Source organism: Ehrlichia muris subsp. eauclairensis, from assembly GCF_051097115.1.
Classification (GTDB): domain Bacteria; phylum Pseudomonadota; class Alphaproteobacteria; order Rickettsiales; family Anaplasmataceae; genus Ehrlichia; species Ehrlichia muris.
In genome coordinates, this window is sequence record NZ_CP118226.1 from 417,407 (window position 1) to 438,714 (window position 21,308).

The following is a 21,308-nucleotide window of genomic DNA, read 5'->3' on the forward strand; positions in this document are numbered from 1 at the left end:
AGAAAAAATTTGATTAATATTTTATAGTAAAATAAAGGGAGTGATTACTATTTTGATAAAATTATGATACAATACACACGTAGGGCTTTTATGTATTTTTATGTATTTTAATATTCTTATTTATTTAGTCATAGCTTTGGGTATCTTAGGTATTTGTATTGCCTTATTTACCTTTTGTAGAAGCTATATATATGAAAAGCTTTTAGAGATATTTATTGATAATGATTATGAAGATCAGCTAACAGATGAAGAGAAATATAAAAGGTATATAGAGAAAAAGAAGAAAGAGCTCATTAAACATCAAATGTTAGTGAGTGATCTTGCTAGAGATCAAGTAGAATATGAAGGTAATACTAAAATCATTAATATTATGCAACCAATAGGTCAGTGGACTAAGCTTGTAATGTCTGAAAAGTTGCAAAGGTTTGCTGGTTTGAAATTTGATAAAGAGCAAACAGGGTTTTGGCAAATGTTTGTAAGTATGAAGTCTCTATCTCAAGGAAAACATAGAGGAAGATCTAAATAGTTATGTGGTACTTTATTTTACGTAAAATCTAAAATAATTTATGTAAATCTACATCTTGTGAACCATTATTATTGTATCATAATCTTGAACAGAACATAAAGTTTATGATTCCTTATAATTTAAGAGAATTTTAGTTTTTTATGCATAAAGTCTAGAAAATAATTTTAAGATATAAATTACATATTGCATAGAAGTGATTGTTGTGCACATGTGTGTAATGTGTTTAATCATAAAATTTATTGTAAATCTAATAAATAAGAATATTTAATTTTTCGAATAAAGGTTGATGTTGTCAATTTGTGCAATAATTTGTTGTATCACATATAAGGTAAGTAGCATGTGTTATATTACGAAAATGTAAAATTTTATTTTTTAATGTTGAGTGAACCAGATATAACAATTTTCTGATTTATTTTATAAAAGAATAAGTTGTGAAAAAATTTTTATTCATGAATCTATGGAATGATAGTACAATCAGATAAATTTTATTGATGAGATAAAGTTATCATTGTAATTCCGAGTTTGTTGTATCTTAGTTTTGAGAAATGAGTGTATGCAGAAAGAAGTCTTAATGCGCAATGGTTATTTCAGAATATACTGATAATTTTTTAAGTTGTTAACAATTGTAAGATGTTATAAATAGGTTATAGCTAGTTAATTTTTTATCTTAAATTATAGGGATATTACTATTGAGAGGGTATTTTGGAATTGAAGTCAAACACTAGTAAAAATTTTGGTCAATTAATGTCTGAGCTTCCTTGTAATATTGAAGCTGAGCAGATATTATTAGGTTCAATGTTGCGTGATAATAGAATTTGTGATGCAGTTGAAGATATAATAACAAGTGATGTGTTTTTTGATGCTCTACATCGACGTATTTTTGAACAAATAGTAAAAATTAATAAGCGTGGGTTAGTTGCTAACGAAGTTAGCTTGAAGATGTTTTTTGATAATGATGAAGATTTAATTGAATCTGGTGGAGTTGAGTATTTAGCAAAAATTGCAGCAAAAGCTAGTGTAATTTTTGATATTAAGAATGTTGCAAATATAGTTGTTGATGCTTATTTAAGGAGGTGTCTTATTTCATTTGGGCAGGATTTAATTAGTGGGGCATATGATTATGACGTTGATAACTCTGCGATTTATCAAATAGAGAATGCTGCACAAAAGTTATTTTTACTGGGTAATCAAGGAAAGTCTGATAAAACATATCATCAGTTTGCACTTTTAGTTGCGAATATTAAAAAAAAGATAGAATTTGCAAAAAGTAATGAAGGAACTTTACAAGGTGTATCTGTAGGATTTCGTGATTTAGATCAATTGCTAAATGGATTGCAAAAATCTGATTTGCTTATTTTAGCTGCACGTCCATCTATGGGAAAGACAGCTTTAGCACTAAATATGGCGTTAAATGCATGTAAAATTTTAAGTAATAGTAGTCAATATAATGGCCAACATGTTGGCTTTTTTTCATTAGAAATGTCAGCAGAGCAGTTAGCTTCTAGGGTTATAGCTATTGAATCGGATGTGAGTTCTTATAAAGCATTATCTGGAAAAATTAGTGGTGAAGAACTCAAGAAAGTACTTGATGCCAGTACTAAAGTGTGTAATTTACCATTAATTATTGATGATTCATCTAGTATATCTATAAGTAGCTTGAGAACTAGAATTAGGAGAATGCATCAACTATATAATTTAGAAGCTGTTTTTATAGATTACTTACAATTAGTTAAGGGTACGACTAAGCGTAGTGGAGAGAATAGGGTTCAAGAAGTATCAGAAGTAACGCAGGGACTAAAAGCTATTGCAAAAGAATTAAATATACCAGTTATAGCCTTATCCCAGTTGTCAAGGTTAGTTGAACAACGTGATGATAAAAAACCTCAATTGTCAGACTTAAGAGATTCTGGTAGTATAGAGCAAGATGCTGATGTTGTAATGTTTTTGTACAGAGAAGAGTACTATGAACTCAGAAAACAACCATCTGAAGGTACAGCTAAGCATGTTGAATGGCAAGAAAGAATGAATTCAATAAGTAATGTTGCAGATGTATTAATTTCAAAGCAGCGTAATGGTCCAATTGGTAATATTAAGTTATTTTTTGAAGCGGAAAAAGGTAGATTTAAAGATTATACAGCAAGATATAATCCTGCGGATTTTAATTTTTAGAATGCTTATTTCTGTATTATTATCAGTATTTAATCTATGTAATTATAGTATAAACAGTACCGCTATTTTCTAAATAAAAAGTACTGTATAGAATAAGTAAATTTGCTTTTATGATGTTAAGCTTAAAGTAGTGTATTGCAGTGTTGATCTTAGATGCTTAATATATTGCATCATTGGTATATAATGAAAAGTGTCACTATAATAAATGATCATTAGTTGTATATGTAGTGAGGTGTTTTTAGAAAAGGGTTTTTTTTATTATAGTAAAAATATTTAATGCAATATTGGCATTTGGATGCTAAGGCTATGTTATATACATAACATCATGAAGGATTTTTACTCATGATAAATCATAATATAAACTATATATGATAAGATGTTTCAAAGGATAGATATTTGAATTATTGATGAATTTTTGATAATTTTAAGACTAGGAAAGTTTGTATTGGATATTTGGCTTAGGATATGGTGTGTATCTTTGTTTATAGATATACGAAAAAGCAGTTGTTTATAATTGGAATGAGCGATAAATGAGCATTAGTTTGATGTAATTGTAATAAAGTAGTTTTATATTTTATTAGAGCAATTTAAAATAGGCAATTATATTAGAGTAGTGATGTATGTGTTATTTAGAAAATTTATTTTTTATAAATTAATTTATATCTAGATTTTATCATGAGTAAAAAAGCAGGGATTGTAGGAGCAGGGTTAGTAGGTAGGTTACTAGCATTAAGGTTATTACGTGATAATTGGAAGGTTACTTTGTTTGATAAGTTTGGTAAAAGTGACAGGCAAAGTTGTGGTGCTATTGCTGCAGGTATGCTTGCTTTATATTCAGAATCAGAGAAAATGGAACAAGTTGTTTTTGAGTTAGGTATAAAATCATTAAACTTATGGCCGAAAATTCTTAATGATATATTAGGCAATACTTCTTTTAAAATGCTTGGAAGTGTAATAGTAGCTCATAAAAATGACATGCCAGATCTTGAAAGAATGATGATATTTATAAAAGAGAAATCACATCTTAGTAATTTACAGATAATAGATGAGAATGCTTTAAAACTGCTTGAACCTGATCTCTCATTTCCTTACGGATTGTATCTACCAGGAGAAGCTCAAATTGATAGTACCGAATTCTTTTATAATATAATGTGTACTTTAGAACAATATAATGTAATTTGGTATGAACACGTTGTTGTCAATGAAATAGCAAATGAAGTTGTGGTTCTAGAAAATGGTAAAGAATATAAATTTGATTTTGTTTTTGATTGTCGAGGTATAGGAGCAAAAAATGATTTGCCTAATCTAAGAGGGGTTAGGGGTGAAGTGTTATTATTATATGCTCCACAAGTTAGTTTAAACAGACCAGTTAGAATGGTGCATCCAAGATATAGTATATATATAGTTCCTAGGCAAAATTCTCAATTTGTTGTTGGGGCTACTGAAATAGAAAGCTCAGATATGTCTGAGGTTTCAGTGCAATCTGTATTAGAGTTGTTATCTGCAGCTTATTCGGTACATAGGGGTTTTGCTGAAGCAAGAATTATAGATATGTCAAGAAATTGTAGAGCAGCATTTTTTGATAACTTGCCTAAAATATATGTTCAGAATAATCTTATAAGGATTAATGGTTTATATCGTCATGGGTATTTGTTGGCTCCATCTTTGATAGAAGAATTAGTATTATTCCTTAATGGTAACTTAAGTAATAATTCTTCAATTATTGAAATAATTAACTAATGCACAAGGATAATAATCAGTGTTGGAATTTAGTTTTTTACATATGTACATAGGTCAAGAGAATATAATTATTAGTTTTAAAAGCTGTAGAATTATATTGTTAGTTGTGTAGTAATTTAGTATGTCAGGTAAATGTAGAATTTCTAAATTAAAAATGTTGCTGACCAAGCTAGAATTACTTTATTTCTCTAATTTAAATAGTGTTGTTATGTGGTTATTTCATAGCTTGTGAGAAATGTTATTCAATAATGCTTATACCAATTATTTTAATGTTGTTTTCATCAAAAAAATTTTTCGGATTTTTCAAAATCAGTAAAAAGCTTAGGAGATATAATAGTGGAACATGTTGTGTCTCTATTTCATATTAAAAAATCATAATTCAATATCAGTTACAAGAGAAATTTGATGTTTATCAGTTATTTTGTGCTGTATTGCTTGTATATATTTCAATGATTTATAAGAAATGTCATTCAATAATGCTTATGTCAATTATTTTGATGCTATTTTCGTCAAAATTTTCGGGTTTCTCAAAATTGGTAAAAAGTTTAGGGGATACAATGATAGATCGTGTCATATCTGGTCTCATATTAATCAGTCCTAATTCTATTGCAAGAGGAGCTTCATTTTTTCCAATATCTACTTTTAATTCTTGATCTTCTAATATTACTTTTCCATTTGATTCACGTATGCTGTATCTTACGTTTATACTATCACCGCAACGTATTTTATTGACGGTGCCTTCATAATTCTCGATAATATTGTTAAAAATTAATATATCATTAACCTCATCTGGATATGATGAGTCAATAGATATTAACTTTACATAGTATTGTTCTTTAAAATTGCCTTCTTGATCTGTTAGTATAATGATACGTTGACCTTCTTCTTCCATACCTTCTATTGTATAATTTAGTTCTTTTATAATGCTTTCTCCTAGTTTAAATGTTACTTCTTGTGGGATATTTGTTAATGCTTGAGAAAAGGTATTTTTGTTGTCTGGATCATATAGAAACTTGTGTATTGTTGCCGAAATATTTTGTCCGCATAATACTTTTTTACCATTTCCTTCTACAATATCATGTATTGTGAAAAGATCCGGTTTTATAATTTTATGCTTGATGTGTTCTAAGTAATCAACCAATCCATTTATTTTTATATAGTGGTCAATACGAGATTCAATGATTGGTCTTAATAATTCATATCCTATGGCATGTGTTAGGGAATGTTTAGCGTTAATCTTGTATGGTTTGCTGGGATTATCTGTTGTATGTTGGTTGAATATTGTGTTTGTATATAGCATTGTTAATGCCTTTCCTGTCAACATTACAGCTATTAGACTAAGACAGATATATAATAACCTGGAAAGTATCTTCTTCATGTTTTATAAATTTCTTATAAATCCGGCTAAACTGTGTAGAATAGCTGCTTTATGTGAAAAAACAGTTAAATGTCCAGTTGATCTATTTATTAGACTACTCACATAGTTTTTAGCGTCTTCATTGTTTAGTACATTAAGAATGTTGTTCTTGGATTTATCTTGGTCTGCATCAGCAATATCATCCTTTATTTGAAAAGCATGTCCAAGATTTAATCCATAACTAGTCAAAGCATTTAATTCAATATTTGATGCATTTCCTAATATTCCTCCTAATTCACATGCTACGGCAAAAAACTGAGCTGTTTTTAACACGTGTATAGCTTGTATATCATTTATATCTTTTGCTGTAGTTTCTGTATCAAGTATTTGTCCTTGTATCATACCCTGGTAGCCTAAAGCTTTAGCTAGTGCTTTTATCATGCAACAACGTATAAAAGGTGATTCATCAATTGTTGATAATATTTCAAATGCTAAAGTTAATAATGCATCACCAGTTAATATTGCTATTGCTTCATTGAATTTTTTATGAGAGCTTGCTTGTTTTCGACGTATATTTGCATTATCTATGCTTGGTAAATCATCATGTATTAATGAGTAAACATGTATGATTTCTACAGCTGCACTTACAGGTAGAACCCTCTCTATATTGACATTAAATATTTGTGCAGAAGCATTAACAAGGAAAGGGCGTATATGCTTGCCAGGTGCAAACATGGAGTACCTCATAGATGTTAATAATATATCTTGATTGTCTTCTGGTAAAACACTTTCTAGCTTTTTTATAAGTAAGCTACTGTGATGTTTCATTAGATCTGATATATTGTGAGACAAGGTTTCCTCTAGACATTATTCCCTTTGTATCGAAGATTATAAAAGTCTAAGAATAATATGCAATGTAATTTATAGTAGTTACTAAGAAAAGATTGATAATATTTAATATATGGTGCACTTTGTTTTGTCATGTAGGAATATTTAATAAATATGTTATGTATTTAGAAATAAGTAGATTGTTGAGAATAATGTTTGACTATGCTGATGTTCAATTTTATAATCAGCTAATATATGACTCCTTCGTCTAGTGGTCTAGGACCCCACCCTTTCACGGTGGTAACGCGGGTTCGACTCCCGTGGGAGTCACTTTTATTTTTTTCTTTATAATTTTACACACTTATACGTCATACTTACTTTCCTAATGGAGGTATTTATTGTATTAAGTCATAGTAGTTATTAGATAGTTTACAGTGTAATTTTTTTGATAGATGTTTTGCATTTCTATATATTGTGTTTTATATAGTAAATATATACAATATATATGTATGGGCAATAATTCTTATAGTACGCATAAGGTTTAAATGGTAAAAAGGGTAGAGATTATGAGGACAGTAATTGTTGATTATGGAAGAGATAATAATCTTACAGCTTTTGGTAAGGCCGTGTTGTCTGATAGGTATTTACTTGAAAATGAAGATTATCAGCAATTATTTGTGAGGATTTCTGAATATTATTCAGACAATCCAGAGCATGCGCAAAGGTTATATGATTATATGAGCCAATTATGGTTTATGCCTGCTACTCCTATATTAAGTAATGGCGGTACAAATAGAGGATTGCCAGTTTCGTGTTTTTTGAATGAAACAGAAGATAGCTTAAGAGGTATTGTTAATTTGTGGAATGAAAATGTGTGGTTAGCATCGAAAGGTGGTGGTATAGGGAGTTATTGGGGAAATTTGCGTTCTATAGGTGAAAAAGTACGTGGTAGTGGTAAAACTTCCGGTATTATACCGTTTATCGTAGTACAAAATGCTTTAACCTTAGCAATTAGTCAAGGATCATTACGTCGAGGTAGTTCTGCTGTATATCTCCCTGTTTGGCATCCAGAAATTGAGGAATTTTTGGATTTAAGAAAACCAACAGGAGGTGACCCTAATAGAAAAGCATTGAATATACACCATGGGGTTGTATTATCAGATAAATTCATGAGATGTGTAGAAAATGATGAACCATGGGATTTGATAAGTCCTAAAGATCAATCAGTGCTTTTTACTGTAAAGGCGCGTGATATCTGGATAAAAATTTTAACAACAAGAGTTGAAACGGGGGAGCCATATATATTATTTATTGATCAGGTTGATAACAATAAACCTGAAATTTATAAGAAACTAAATTTAGACATAAAAATGTCTAATTTGTGTACAGAAATAACTCTTACTACTGGATATGATCATTTAAATAAGTCACGTACTGCTATATGTTGTCTTGCATCATTGAATCTTGAATATTACGAGCAATGGAAGGATAATTCATTATTTATTGAAGATGTTATGAGATTTCTTGATAATGTATTGACTGATTTTATAGAGAAAGCTCCTAGTGAAATGGAACGAGCAAAATATTCAGCAATGCGTGAACGTAGTATAGGTGTTGGAGTAATGGGATTTCACTCATTTTTGCAAAGTAAAATGATACCGTTTGAGTCTGTGACAGCTACAATATGGAATAAAAAAATATTTTCTCATATAAAAAAGCATGCTGATATTGCATCGTATAATATTGCTATAGAAAAAGGTTCTTGTCTTGATGCACAAGATGCTGGTATTATAGAAAGATTTGTAAATAAGTTATCTATTGCTCCTACTGCGTCAATTTCTATTATTGCTGGTAATACTTCCCCTGGTATTGAACCATATGCAGCAAATGTTTTTACACATAAAACTTTAACTGGTTCTTTCATTGTGCGAAATAAGTTCTTACAGAAATTGTTAAGGTTAAAAGGTAAAGATAATGAGCAAGTATGGTCTTCTATTTCAACTAATGAGGGATCTGTACAACATTTAGATTTTTTAACTGAAGAAGAAAAGTTAATATTTAAAACTGCATATGAACTTGATCAGAGGTGGATAATAGAACATACAAGTGATAGGTCAAAGTATATATGTCAGGCACAATCTGTTAATATTTTTCTGCCTGCGAATGTTCATAAAAGGTATTTGCATAAAATACATTTTCTTGCTTGGAGGAAGGGATTGAAAAGTTTGTATTATTGTAGATCAAAATCAATCCAGCGTGCGGATAAAGTATCTCATGGGGCATTAGAAAAATCAGTAGAACAGTATAAGCAGATTACAAATTTTGATTATAATGAATGTTTATCTTGTCAGTAGTGTGGCATTCCTGTTATTCTCTCTTTGTGACTGTAGTATAAAATTTGCTAATCCTGTTTCTCAAACTAATCAGGGATTTATTACATTAGTCTGTATTGTCAGTGCAAAAATTAGTGTTTCATATTTATAGTATCAATTTAAGAAATTAAATTTATTATGAGAGTTCATTTTCAGGAATACATGTATGCAAAAGTTTTGGATATGACTATTTTAAGTAGTGTAATCAATAATGTGAAGTATTAACTGTAAGTTATACATTATATACTATTGGTAGAGTATGATGATTTTAAGTAATATGTGCTAAAGATATAAAGTTGTGGGGGCAGAATATTCTTAGTGGAAGTGGTATGTTATATAAAAACATTGATGAATTTGTTGAAGTTATAGACAAGACAAAAAGGATAATGGGTTTAGATTTTGGAGAAAAAAAAATAGGGATAGCTTTAAGTGATAGAACAAATTTAGTGGCTATGCCTTACAGTGTATATATGAGAAGAAGTACTAGGAAAGATTTAGGTAGTTTATATTCTATTTTGATAGAAAATGGTGTAGGATCAATGATTATAGGCTGGCCAATTGAGTTAAATGGGTTAGAAAATGAGTTATGTCAGAAAGTAGTTCTGTTTGCAAATCGAATTATAGTAAAGTATGATATTAATGTTTATTTACATGATGAAAGATATAGTACTGCCATGGCTACAAGAGTAGCAAAGTTAGCTAATATTAAGAGGAAGGAATCTCAAGCAATTGATGATAAAATCTCAGCTGTATTAATTTTACAACAAGTGCTTGATATAATAAAAGTTTACCAAATGTAGATATAGAAATATCTAAAAGTAATATTAGTATGGTGATAGGTGTATTGGACATCAACGTTTGTTTCTCCAGTCATTATTTTAATTATATATGTATTGTTAAAGAGGGCAAAATGTAGAGGTTGCTACTAGTAATAAAGTATAACATTACTTTTCATAACCTATTTTTATGGATATAAGTTGTTTATAAGTGTGATTAGGTGTAGTGTTAGATCTTTTACCATATTTCTGAAATCAATAACTTAGAAAGTGGTAATAATATTGCTGCTAAAACATACAGGATTTCGATTATTTAATCTTTACCTATTTTTATGGATATAAGTTGTTTATGAGTATGATTAGGTATAGCGTTAGATCTTTATATCATATTTCTGAAATCGATAACTTAGAGGTGAGGTAATGTTGCTACTTTAAATACAGGGTTTTGGTCATTTGTTTCTTTTCATCAAACAACTATCAAATTATTAAATTTGCATCCGTACGAATTTGTTGTTATCTATACTTTTTACTACATACTTTGAATGTTATTGATATATGTTTATAAATTTTTTTATCCGGAGACATGTTATAAAGTAAAACATTTTTTTAATGTTATAGTCATTAATACAATTTTTTAAGTATTAATTATTATAGAAGTATAGCATTTTTTATGCTTAATGTAATCTATAAAGTTGAGTTTAGATGTTGTTCATAATGTACTACTGCAAAAAGTCACTATTGAGTATGATCATGGAATTTCTTTCTGGGCCTGTGGAAATTAAATAAATAGGAACTTTTAGAATTTCTTCTATTTTTTTTATATATGATATAGCATTTTGTGGTAAATCTTTACGTGATACACTACCAAATGTACTTGTTTGCCACCCAGGAAGTGTTTCATATATTGGCTCTAGATTTCTTTGTATATAAGATGAAGCAGGAAGATAATCGTATATTTTATCTCCGTACTTATATTTTACACATATTTTTATTTCACTGAATTGATCCAATACATCAAGTTTGGTTATAACCAGCCCTGATACTCCAGATAACATGATTGCTTGTCGTGCTAATACTGCATCAAACCATCCGCATCTTCTCTGTCTATTACTTACAGTTCCTAATTCTTTTCCTGTTTCAAACATGATTCTTCCAATATCATTATTTTGCTCAGTAAAAAATGGTCCATTGCCGACTCTTGTTGTATAAGCTTTTACTAATCCTAGTATATGAGATTTGTTGGACGGATTGATTCCACATCCAACCCATGCTTGTGATGCTATAGTATTACTTGATGTAACGAACGGATATGTCCCGTGATCAATATCTAGAAATGTCCCTTGTGCTCCTTCAAAAATTATAACCTTATTTTGTTGTGTTAAATCATATATAATTTTCCATACTGGTTGAACAAATGGTAAAATTTTTGGGGCAATATTTAACAGCTCGTTAACGATATTTTCTGCTTGTATAGGTGGAGTATTAAGATTTTTTCTTAGTAAATTGTGGTAACTTAGAAGATGATTTACTTTATTGTATAATAAGTCTTTTGTATCTAGTAGATCACATACTCTAATAACTCGCCTGCTAATTTTATCTGCATAGCATGGCCCAATTCCTTTATTTGTGGTTCCTATAGTGTCTTGTCTAAGTTGTTCAAACAACACGTCTGCTTGTTTATGTACACTTAGCACTAATGGACAAGATTCTGATATTACAAGATTTTGAGCAGTAATGTTGATACCACTACTTTTCAAATTATCGATTTCAGAAACAAGGGCATAAGGATCTAACACTACTCCATTCCCTATTACCGATAACTTATCATTTTGTAAAACAGAAGATGGAAGAAGGTTTAATTTATATACCTTATCATTTATTACTATAGTATGTCCTGCGTTATTACCTCCTTGAAACCTAACTACAGCATCTGCATTAGTAGATAGCCAGTCTACAACTTTTCCTTTTCCTTCATCACCCCATTGTAATCCTATAACTACTATATTCACCATAGCTTTTCTGTATAAATCCCAAGTCACACTAACAAAATAAAGAAATTGTGTCAAATAATTTAGTAGTCAAAGTATTTTGCCTATATCGATTTTTGATGTTGATCTTAAAAAATCTGAATTTGTTAAATTTCAATGTTTGGGAGTCATATATTAATGACTTAAGTGAGAATACGTATACCTTTGGACCCATAAGGAGAGGAAGGTGATAATAATGCTTAATGAATGTTTTTCTAGGAGAGAAGTACATTGCTTTCTACATATTAAAAATATATATAGAAAGTGTACGTATTCTATATGAATTAATGATCGAAATGGCAATCATTTATAAAATCAATTATTTTTTACCTTTACTACTACCTATTTTATTAAAAATCTGAACCCTCTTCAGTTCATTATTTGACAGATTTAGTTTTATCTGTGAAGTTATCAGTAAGTGTTATTACAACTCTGCGGTTTTTAGTGTGAGCGTATTCAGCTTCTTCTGGATTGTTAGAGTACACTAAAACTGCTGGTTCAGATTTTCCTCTAGATTTTACGGTAATTCTATCTTCTAAAGATGGATCATGCTCTAGAATAAAATCTTTAACAGCATTTGCCCTTTGGATGCCTAACTCCAAATTATATTCATCTGTTCCTCTGGTATCAGTATGTCCGACAATAATAATACTAGTATTAGGGTATTCCTGTGCTTTTTGTATAACTTTTTCAAGTGTTACTTTATCAGAATCTTCTATTGTTGCCTTTCCAAAACTGAAGTATAGCTTTTCAATAACTTTTGCATTAGAGAACACATGATCAACATTTACCAAGGGAGTATGATCAGTAGTTTTACAGCTACTGAGAATTAAGCATAGTAGTATGAATTTGATAAATACCAACTTATGTTTCATAGTGCCTCAATTGTTTTTAACAAGATTATCATGATAATTACTTAAAATTATCTTAAGTCAAGAGAAAAATCAAAGTGTAGCCATATTACTGGATTTATTAATGTCAATCAAGACAAGTATTGCAAACATATGAGTATTTATGTGCAATTATATGTATAAAAAGGCCTAATTTTTATTTACTTATTGTTGTTTTTAGTAATCATCTTATGTGAAAAACAATAATTGGTTATTTGGATATATAAAAATCTATTACTACTTGATAATGATAAATCTATAGTTTTATCAACGAACAAAAATTATTACTTCAAGTTATGTGAGTAAATATATGTAATATTAATATAATATGTTAATGTTTAAATAGTTTTTTATAACTATTGATATAGTGCAGTTAGTAATGTATATCATAATGCTTGTAAAAATGTTGTTTAATGGAGAAATCCATTTAGGATCTTACATTTAGTAGAATTATTTAAATTTTTTGAAGAGAGAAATATTGATATTTTATGTTATATTGCGCTAATATGTTGGTTATCATTGTCAACTATTTATTGGAATTATGTGATTTTTAGGTATCAGTATTTTTGTTATTAATATTTTGCCTAGTGTAGCATATATATAGTATGCATTGTATGCTTTAGTATATTTTGGAAAAGTTATGGAATTTAATGAATTTTTTGATTAACTGACTAAATGAATTTAACCTACGGAATATTATACATATGAAACATTATAAATTTTTAGAGCAAGTTTTTGATAAAATTGGAAGTATTAATTCTATTATTAGTGTTTTAGAAACTAGTAAAGGTAATTTTAGTGATAGAATAGAGCATGTTTGTACCCTTAAAGAAATTAGGCACGAAATTGTCAGTAATGAGATAATTGGTGATATGATACAACACTCTGTGGCCAACAAAGCGAAATTAAATGATTGGGAAATTGCTAATTTAAATCATATTGAATTCATACATAAGAATAGCACTGCTATTCCTATAGAATTGGTATTAGATCTTTACAAAGCGCGAGTAAAGTGTAAAAATTCTTGGTTATTGTTTCGTAATGGTGATGCTTCTGTACAGGATGTAATTACATTATTGTCTGATGTTGTAAGATTAGTAGGTGATGTTGCTTCTATTAAAGCTGAAAGTTTAAAGGTTTCTAAGTATGATGTTATTTTAGGATTGCAGGATAGTAAGTTAAATACAAAGAAGGTAGATGCTATATTTACTGAAATAGGAGCTTTTTTTCGGTATTTTATCAATGAAATAGGTGATAAACAAAAACACAATAAGATTTGTTATCCAAAAAATATTAATAAAGATAAGCAGATACTTCTAGGATATGATACTTTATCGTGTTTTGGTATGATTGGTAATAATATAAATATTATTGACCAAGATTATGTAAGTAATAGATATTCATTTGGAAAAGAGCTGTCTTTTTTAGTTGATTATGATGAAAGTAATTATAGAGTTGGATTGAAGACTTTGCTCAGAAAAATAGGTTATGCTTTATATGCTTTAAATTTACCTGAGATGTGGTATAAACAACCTGTAGGATGGAATATAAACAACATTTTACCTGAAGTTTTAGGGTTATTGACATCGACTCACTTGATGATGAGTACGGAGTTTATACAATTTATATCTCCTATTTTGAAGAAGCAGTTTTCTTTTAGAGGCAAGGTTGGGCATTATGAAAATATTCAGTTATATTTTAATGAAGTACGACCTGATTTATTTATGCATAAGTCTGATGAGGTAACTTTGTTAGCTCATATCATGTTGCGGTATACTTTAGAAAAGGAAATGATAAGTGATTCTCTGCAAGTACAAGATTTGCCAGATGCTTGGGTTCAAGGAATGAAACACTATTTTAACATTGCTCCAAAGAATGATTTAGAAGGATTTTTACAGGATGATTATTGGGTGAGTGGGATTTTTGGATATTTTCCTTGTTATATGATTTCTGCTATTATTGCCTCTCAGATTTTTTCTGTTATGGAAAATAATTACTCTCAAATTTTATCACAGATAGCAAAGGGAGATCTCTCATTATTTACCTCATGGATGAATAAGAATATATGTGATTATGGTACAAAGTACAGTAGCATGGATTTATTAAAGAAGATTACAGGGCAGAAATTGAATGTTGCTTTTTATAAAAATTACCTTACGGATAAATATTTGAATGTGTAAGTCGTTGTATGTGTTTAACTAAAGTTGTGTGGTTGTGAATTTAATAAGAGTGGAATATGGACAGCGAATATAGTAATATGGTAAATATGGCTAATGCCATTAGAGTGTTGTCAGTAGATGCTATACAGAAAGCTGCCTCTGGGCATCCAGGTATGCCTCTTGGCATGGCAGACGTTGCTACAGTGTTGTTTGTAAAGTTTCTGAAATTTAATCCTAGAGATCCTGATTGGTTTGATAGAGATAGATTTGTGTTGTCGAATGGGCATGGATCTATGCTGTTATATTCTATATTATATTTTTTAGGGTATTTGGATATAGAAGAAATAAAAAAATTTAGACAAATTCATTCTTTAACTCCTGGGCATCCAGAATATGGTTGTACTCCTGGTGTAGATGCTACTACTGGCCCATTAGGTCAAGGTTTAGCGTGTGCAGTAGGTATGGCAATAGCGGAAAAGGTATTATCTGAAAGGTTTGGTAATGAAATTATCAATCACGCTACTTACGTTATGGTTGGTGATGGCTGTCTTATGGAAGGCATTAGTCATGAAGCAGCATCTTTGGCAGGGCATTTGCAATTGAGTAAATTGATAATATTATTTGATGACAATAGTATTTCAATAGATGGTCCAACTTCTTTGTCTGTTTCAGATGATGTTAAAGCTAGGTTCTTATCTTATGGATGGGATGTTTTCGAAATAGATGGACATGATTTTAGTCAAATTGAGTCTTCGATTAGAGATGCTCGAAAGTCTGACAAACCTTCTTTGATTTGTTGTAAGACAATTATTGGAAAAAATTTGTCTTTAAAAGAAAATACTTGTGCTGCACATAGTTGGCCATTTTCAGAAGAAGAAGTAATCTTAATGAAAGAAAAATTAGGTTGGTATTACAAACCATTTAATATACCAGAAGAAATTTTGCAGTTATGGAGGGATGTTGCTAGTAGATCAGAGGCTGAATACAACATGTGGCTTGAGAGGTCTACAAAATACAGTAAAACTTCTAGTGATTTTATAGATATAATAAAGGATGGTGTTTCTGATTCAGTTTTATTAAGTTTAAAAAAATTCAAAGAGGAACTGTATACTTTAAATTTAAATGAAGCAACTCGTAAGACTTCTGGTAGAGTATTGGAAATTATAGTGAAGAATACAAGTAAATTAATAGGTGGTTCTGCTGATCTTACTAATTCTAATAATACTAAGCCGCAGTTTGTATCAGTTATGAACAGAAATAATTTTAAGGGGTCTTATCTACATTATGGTATTAGGGAACATGCTATGGCGGGATGTATGAATGGTATGGCCTTGCATGGTGGGATAATTCCTTATGGTGGAACATTTTTGGTTTTTTCTGATTATTGTAGACCAGCTATTAGATTGTCTGCATTGATGAAAAAGCAGGTTATTTATATTATGACACATGACTCTATTGGAGTAGGAGAAGATGGTCCAACTCATCAACCTGTAGAACATTTATCATCTTTGCGATCAATCCCTAATTTATATGTTTTTAGACCAGCTGATGCTATTGAGGTATTAGAATGTTGGGAGATTGCATTAAAATTAACTAATTCTCCATCTGTGTTTATATTATCTAGACAAGATGTTAACTGTATTCGTAGTGTATGTATTGAAGAGAATTTATCTAGTAAGGGTGCATATATTATACGTGAATATGAGAAAGATTTGGATGTTACCATTTTTGCAACTGGATCTGAGGTAGAAGTTGCATTAAAAGCATCTGATATTTTGAAGAGTAAAGGGTTAGGTACGAGAGTAGTATCTGTTCCTTGTTGGGAGTTATTTGGGCAACAAGATAAAAAATATATCTTCAATTTATTGAACAATAAGAGTATTAAAACTGCTTTAGAAGCTGCAAGTTCTTTTGGATGGCATAAATACATAGGGGAAAATGGTATTTTTGTGGGTTTAGAGAATTTTGGGATATCTGCTCCATGTAAAGATTTATATAAGCATTTTGGAATCACTGCAGAAAACTTAGTAAGTAAGATACTTGATAAATTGAAAATTAATACGGATTAGATATAACTGTTATAATTCATTTTTTTGAGTATTTGTAAATTTGGAATTCTTAGATATTACAAAAATTTCATAAATTGAAGTTATTTAAGGTTTTCTTGTAATTGGTTATTACTTAGTATGTGTTTTCTAATGCTGAGTTATAATGTCGAGTTTTGCAAAGTTCTATTAATTTATGCGTTGATATTTAGCCTCATCAATTTTGTACTTGAAAATCTTTAAAATTGTGAATTCTAGTTATATTTTATCCTGTCATAGGATGTTTGATTGTTTCGATATATAAATTTTAATAATAAAAGTATGTTTTTTATAAGAGAAAAGATATAAATATTACCTATATATTTTCAATCTCTAAGTGGTAATCAGTATACTAGTGGAGATAGTGTCTTATGTACATTTCATAATATGGTCTAATTTATTATCAAATAAGTAAATAATATGATATTTAGTGATTTAAGTTTTAGTTGTTATGATTTTAATGTTTGTGTATTGATAATATTTGTATATATTCATTTTATCATTATTATCATTGGATGAAATGTTAGTACTTACAGTTTGTGTGTTATTATTTTGTATGGGAATGATGTTAGTATATCTATCTATTGGTAAAACTATATATGATAAAATACTTGCTGCAAATTTGTTTGGTACGTATTCCATGATTTTGATTGTTGTTATTGGAATCATAAATGATACGTTTTCATTATTTATAGATGTATCTTTGGTATATGTGTGTATTAATTTTATTTCTACTATTGGATTTATGAGATTTTTTCTTCATGGTTCTTTTGGAGATCTAAAAAAATGATGGAATATTTAAGCATGATAATTCTAGGGTTTGGAATATTTTTAATTATTACTTCTATGGTAGGAGTAATAAGGTCTTCTGATTTTTATACAAAGTTATATCCTGCAGGTATCACAGATTCTTTAGGAGCATCCTTAATTTTAATTGGGCTTACCATGCAATCTGAGTTTTCGATTTTTACAGTTAAGATTTTATTATTAATCTGCTTATTATGGATTACTAGTACTACAGCATCTTATGCATTAGCACGTTCTGCTTATTACAGAGACAAAAAAGGTAAAGGTGATGTTGAGTAATATTAATTTTATTATGAATGTTGTGTTGTCTCTATTTCTGGTGTTTATGTCATTTTCTTTAATGTTATCTAAAAATCTTACTGTTAATGTAGTAATGATGTGTATATTTAGCTTCTTAATGGCGTTATTGTATTTAGTGATGGATGCTCCAGATGTTGCAATCACAGAAGCTGCTGTAGGAGCATGTATGACTACTGTACTAATGTTAATTACTTTATCGTTAATTGAAACAGGTAAAGAGAAAATATATGATAGTATAAAAATATTTCCTATGATTACTGCTTTAGGAGTGTTTGTAAGTTTGATGTATGTGATACCTGATTTACCTATCTTTGGGGATGCTGACTCTTTTGCAAATAATCATGTTGCATCTTATTATGTAAAAAATACTTATTCCTATATGGGAATTCCTAATATAGTGACTGCAATTTTAGCAAGTTTTCGTGGATATGATACTTTTGGTGAAACAGTTGTAATATTTACTGCTTCTTTAGGAATTTCTTTATTACTTGCTAAGGATAATAATCATGTTTAAGGATCCAGTTTTGCGGACAATATCTATCTTGATGATACCTGTTATAATCTTGTATGGATTATATATTCAATTTCATGGTGATTATAGTCCAGGTGGTGGTTTTCAGGCGGGGGTTATTGTTGCATCTGCAATTATCTTGCATGGTATATTATTTGGATTGAAGGTTACCTCAAAAGTAATATCACCATATATTGTGAGGTTAATTGGTGGTATTGGTATCTTAATATATGGAGGTACTGGTGTTGTATCTATGTTACTTGGTGGTGAATTTCTATCTTATTCTACGTTAATGAGTGATCCAGTATTGGGACAAAAATTAGGGATATTTGCTGTGGAATTAGGTGTAGGCATGACTGTATGTAGTTCTATGTTGACTATTTTTTTTAACTTTGTATCTTCTTATAAAGGATGAATACATATTATTTTTAATAATTTTATTTTAAGTATTTTTGCTCCGGTGTATGATTTTTAGTTATTTTAATTACATTGTGTCTATAATATTAATGGTTATAGGATTATATATTACTGCTACTAGTAAAAATCTTATAAAAAAGTTAATAGGATTAAATATATTTCAAACTTCTGTATTGTTGTTCTATATTTCTATGGGTTATGTTAGTGATGGTACTGTACCAATCTTAAGTGATAATGCAGTATTATATACTAATCCTTTGCCTAGTGTTTTAATGTTAACAGCCATTGTTGTTGGTGTTGCAATTTTTGCTGTTGGCTTATCAATAGTTGTAAAAATAAAAATGGCATTTTCTTCAATAAATGACGAAAAAATACGTAGGTAAACAAATAGTTATTATTTTACTTATTTATGTTTTTTAGGTGTGGGTAATAATAAGGTGTTTTTATCTTTTAAATCTTATCTATGCTGTTATAATTAAAGGCTATAATTAAGTGAGTTTTAGGTGTAAGTCTAGTGTCAGATTATAATAAAAGGATATTAATTGATGCAGTATATCAAGATGGAATTAGAGTAGCAGTATTACGTAATGGGCAAGTTGTAGAATTTGATCAAGAATCAAAGAGTAAAAAGTGTTTAAAAGGTAATGTGTATTGTGCTGTAGTAAAGCGTATAGAGCCATCTTTGCAGGCAGTATTTATTGAATATGGAGCAAATAAGCACGGATTTTTACCTTTTTCTGAAATATCATTGGATTATTATAATATATCTGAAGAAGAGAAAGAAAAATTATATCAAGTATTATATGAAGATTCTGATATAAAAAATGATGATGATGTAAGATCTGTAGATGATTCTGTTACATGTGATAGTAAAGATCAAGAAGATGTTAACCATTATAATGAGAAGTTGACATTATTAAAAAAAGATAATTTGAAAAATGGTAAATCTAAACTGCCTTTTTACAAATTATATAAGGTGCAAGATGTAATAAAACTTGATCAGAAGTTAATGGCACAAATTGTAAAAGAGGAGCGTGGAAACAAGGGAGCAACATTTTCAACTTTTATTACTCTGGTTGGTAGGTATTGTATATTTATGCCAAATTCTGGTAATAAGAACAGTGGTATATCCCGTCGTATTGAGGATGCTGATGATAGAAAGGTTTTGAAGAATTTTCTGAGTGCTATAAAACTACCAAAAGAATCTGGTATGATTATTAGAACTGCTGGGTCTAATAAGAGTCAAAAAGATATAGAACAGGATTTATCTTATTTACAGTCAACTTGGCGAAGTATACAGAATAGTTATGTGAGTATTACTATGCCATCATTGTTATATGTTGAGGGTGATATAATAAAAAGAACACTGCGAGATTATTGTGATGAAAACACACAAGATATTATTGTATCTGGTAGCTATGCGTATGAGTTAGCGAAAGAATGTGTTAAATTTATGTTTAGGAATAGGGTGCGTCTTAGAATTTATAAAGGTAGTGTTCCTATTTTTTCTTATTACAAAGTTGAGTCACAAATTTCTGAGCTATATGGAAATATAGTTAATTTACCTTCTGGAGGATACATGGTTATTACTCCAACAGAAGCATTAGTGTCAATAGATGTTAATTCTGGCAAGATGACAGGTGAGGACAGTATTGAAGAAACAGCTTATAAGACAAATATGGAAGCTGTCAAAGAAATTGCTAGACAAGTTAATTTAAGAGGATTATCTGGACTAATAGTAATAGATTTCATTGATATGTTAAAATATCGCTATTGTAGGTCAGTAGAATCTGAAATTAAAGAAGCTTTTAAATATGATAAAGCAAAAGTGCAGTTTGGCTATATAAGTACATTTGGATTGATGGAAATATCGAGACAAAGAGTCAAGCAAAGTATATTAGAAGCAAATACAGTACAATGTTTGCATTGCAAGGGGGTGGGTAGAGTTAGATCTCTAGAATCTTCTTCTGGAGATATATTACGTGATATTAGATATTGTGCTAATAAGAATCGTAATAAATTAATAAATATCTCAGTTGCTGGACAAATGATAGAATATTTTTTTAACAATAAGCGTCAACATATTGCTGAGATTGAGGAAGAATTCAGTGTGTCAGTTAAGTTGACTGTTAATCAAAATACAAGTAGCACATCGGATTTTCATATTAGTGTTGAAAATTATGATATGTTAAATCAAAGTAAAGATGTTATAAATGTATTTACTGTTGACTATAAAACTCCTGAAGATAATAAATTAAAAGAAGAAATACAAAAGACTCCTACTGGAAATACTTGGATAAAGAAATGGTTAATCCGCATATTTTCACAATTTAATTCATAAATTT

17 protein-coding genes and 1 tRNA gene are annotated in these 21,308 nt (G+C 29.5%); 14 read left to right on the plus strand and 4 right to left on the minus strand.

Going from position 1 to position 21,308, the window contains the following annotated elements; translation table 11 throughout:
• The first annotated feature begins 100 nt into the window (after nt 1-100).
• The 3 genes from PVA18_RS01790 (at nt 101) to PVA18_RS01800 (ending at nt 4,435) form a co-directional block, all read left to right on the plus strand.
• Nucleotides 101-526: a hypothetical protein gene (locus tag PVA18_RS01790; RefSeq protein WP_045804744.1), complete on the plus strand. Its 426-nt coding sequence runs from the start codon at nt 101-103 to the stop codon at nt 524-526.
• 744 nt (nt 527-1,270) lie between these two features.
• The gene (locus tag PVA18_RS01795) at nt 1,271-2,695 is read left to right on the plus strand and encodes a replicative DNA helicase (RefSeq protein WP_231568517.1); all 1,425 of its coding nucleotides are present in this window, start codon (nt 1,271-1,273) and stop codon (nt 2,693-2,695) included.
• Between the two features lie 675 nt (nt 2,696-3,370).
• On the plus strand, nt 3,371-4,435 hold the full coding sequence (locus PVA18_RS01800; RefSeq protein WP_045804742.1) for an FAD-dependent oxidoreductase: 1,065 nt from the start codon (nt 3,371-3,373) through the stop codon (nt 4,433-4,435).
• Nucleotides 4,436-4,901: 466 nt separating this feature from the next.
• On the opposite strand, the gene PVA18_RS01805 is transcribed toward PVA18_RS01800, so the two are convergent.
• Complete coding sequence (locus tag PVA18_RS01805; protein ID WP_045804741.1) at nt 4,902-5,813, minus strand: hypothetical protein; 912 nt, start codon at nt 5,811-5,813, stop codon at nt 4,902-4,904.
• Between the two features lie 3 nt (nt 5,814-5,816).
• Nucleotides 5,817-6,644 carry a polyprenyl synthetase family protein gene (locus PVA18_RS01810; protein WP_231568501.1) on the minus strand — a complete coding sequence of 276 codons (828 nt, stop codon included), beginning with the start codon at nt 6,642-6,644 and terminating at the stop codon, nt 5,817-5,819.
• A gap of 233 nt (nt 6,645-6,877) precedes the next feature.
• Here PVA18_RS01810 and PVA18_RS01815 point away from each other — a divergent pair.
• The 3 genes from PVA18_RS01815 to ruvX all read left to right on the plus strand — a co-directional run bounded on the left by PVA18_RS01815 (nt 6,878) and on the right by ruvX (nt 9,792).
• A tRNA-Glu gene (locus PVA18_RS01815) sits at nt 6,878-6,950 on the plus strand.
• Between the two features lie 236 nt (nt 6,951-7,186).
• Nucleotides 7,187-8,974: a ribonucleoside-diphosphate reductase subunit alpha gene (locus tag PVA18_RS01820; RefSeq protein ID WP_045805015.1), complete on the plus strand. Its 1,788-nt coding sequence runs from the start codon at nt 7,187-7,189 to the stop codon at nt 8,972-8,974.
• Nucleotides 8,975-9,321: 347 nt separating this feature from the next.
• A complete protein-coding gene (gene ruvX / locus PVA18_RS01825; RefSeq protein WP_045804739.1) occupies nt 9,322-9,792 on the plus strand; it encodes a Holliday junction resolvase RuvX in 471 nt (156 codons plus the stop codon).
• A 695-nt stretch (nt 9,793-10,487) separates the two neighbouring features.
• Here ruvX and PVA18_RS01830 read toward each other — a convergent pair.
• Both PVA18_RS01830 and PVA18_RS01835 read right to left on the minus strand, forming a co-directional pair.
• Entirely contained in the window at nt 10,488-11,780 is a 1,293-nt protein-coding gene (locus PVA18_RS01830; RefSeq protein WP_045804738.1) for an adenylosuccinate synthase, read from the minus strand.
• A 392-nt stretch (nt 11,781-12,172) separates the two neighbouring features.
• Nucleotides 12,173-12,670: an OmpA family protein gene (locus PVA18_RS01835; protein WP_045804737.1), complete on the minus strand. Its 498-nt coding sequence runs from the start codon at nt 12,668-12,670 to the stop codon at nt 12,173-12,175.
• Nucleotides 12,671-13,389: 719 nt separating this feature from the next.
• On the opposite strand from PVA18_RS01835, the gene PVA18_RS01840 reads away from it, so the two are divergent.
• The 8 genes from PVA18_RS01840 (at nt 13,390) to PVA18_RS01875 (ending at nt 21,304) form a co-directional block, all read left to right on the plus strand.
• On the plus strand, nt 13,390-14,865 hold the full coding sequence (locus PVA18_RS01840) for a carboxypeptidase (RefSeq protein ID WP_045804736.1): 1,476 nt from the start codon (nt 13,390-13,392) through the stop codon (nt 14,863-14,865).
• 56 nt (nt 14,866-14,921) lie between these two features.
• Nucleotides 14,922-16,913, plus strand: coding sequence for a transketolase (tkt, locus tag PVA18_RS01845; protein WP_045804735.1), 1,992 nt, complete (start codon nt 14,922-14,924; stop codon nt 16,911-16,913).
• 571 nt (nt 16,914-17,484) lie between these two features.
• Nucleotides 17,485-17,718: a monovalent cation/H+ antiporter complex subunit F gene (locus PVA18_RS01850; protein WP_231568500.1), complete on the plus strand. Its 234-nt coding sequence runs from the start codon at nt 17,485-17,487 to the stop codon at nt 17,716-17,718.
• A 14-nt stretch (nt 17,719-17,732) separates the two neighbouring features.
• Nucleotides 17,733-18,014 carry a monovalent cation/H(+) antiporter subunit G gene (locus tag PVA18_RS01855; RefSeq protein ID WP_231568499.1) on the plus strand — a complete coding sequence of 94 codons (282 nt, stop codon included), beginning with the start codon at nt 17,733-17,735 and terminating at the stop codon, nt 18,012-18,014.
• Nucleotides 18,004-18,549, plus strand: a complete 546-nt coding sequence (locus PVA18_RS01860; protein ID WP_045804733.1) for a DUF4040 domain-containing protein — start codon at nt 18,004-18,006, stop codon at nt 18,547-18,549. The genes PVA18_RS01855 and PVA18_RS01860 overlap by 11 nt, the downstream gene beginning before the upstream one ends.
• On the plus strand, nt 18,542-18,961 hold the full coding sequence (locus PVA18_RS01865; RefSeq protein WP_045804732.1) for a Na(+)/H(+) antiporter subunit B: 420 nt from the start codon (nt 18,542-18,544) through the stop codon (nt 18,959-18,961). The genes PVA18_RS01860 and PVA18_RS01865 overlap by 8 nt, the downstream gene beginning before the upstream one ends.
• 49 nt (nt 18,962-19,010) lie before the next feature.
• A complete protein-coding gene (locus tag PVA18_RS01870) occupies nt 19,011-19,346 on the plus strand; it encodes a cation:proton antiporter subunit C (RefSeq protein WP_045804731.1) in 336 nt (111 codons plus the stop codon).
• Between the two features lie 131 nt (nt 19,347-19,477).
• A complete protein-coding gene (locus tag PVA18_RS01875) occupies nt 19,478-21,304 on the plus strand; it encodes an Rne/Rng family ribonuclease (protein WP_045804730.1) in 1,827 nt (608 codons plus the stop codon).
• The last annotated feature ends 4 nt before the right edge of the window (nt 21,305-21,308 follow it).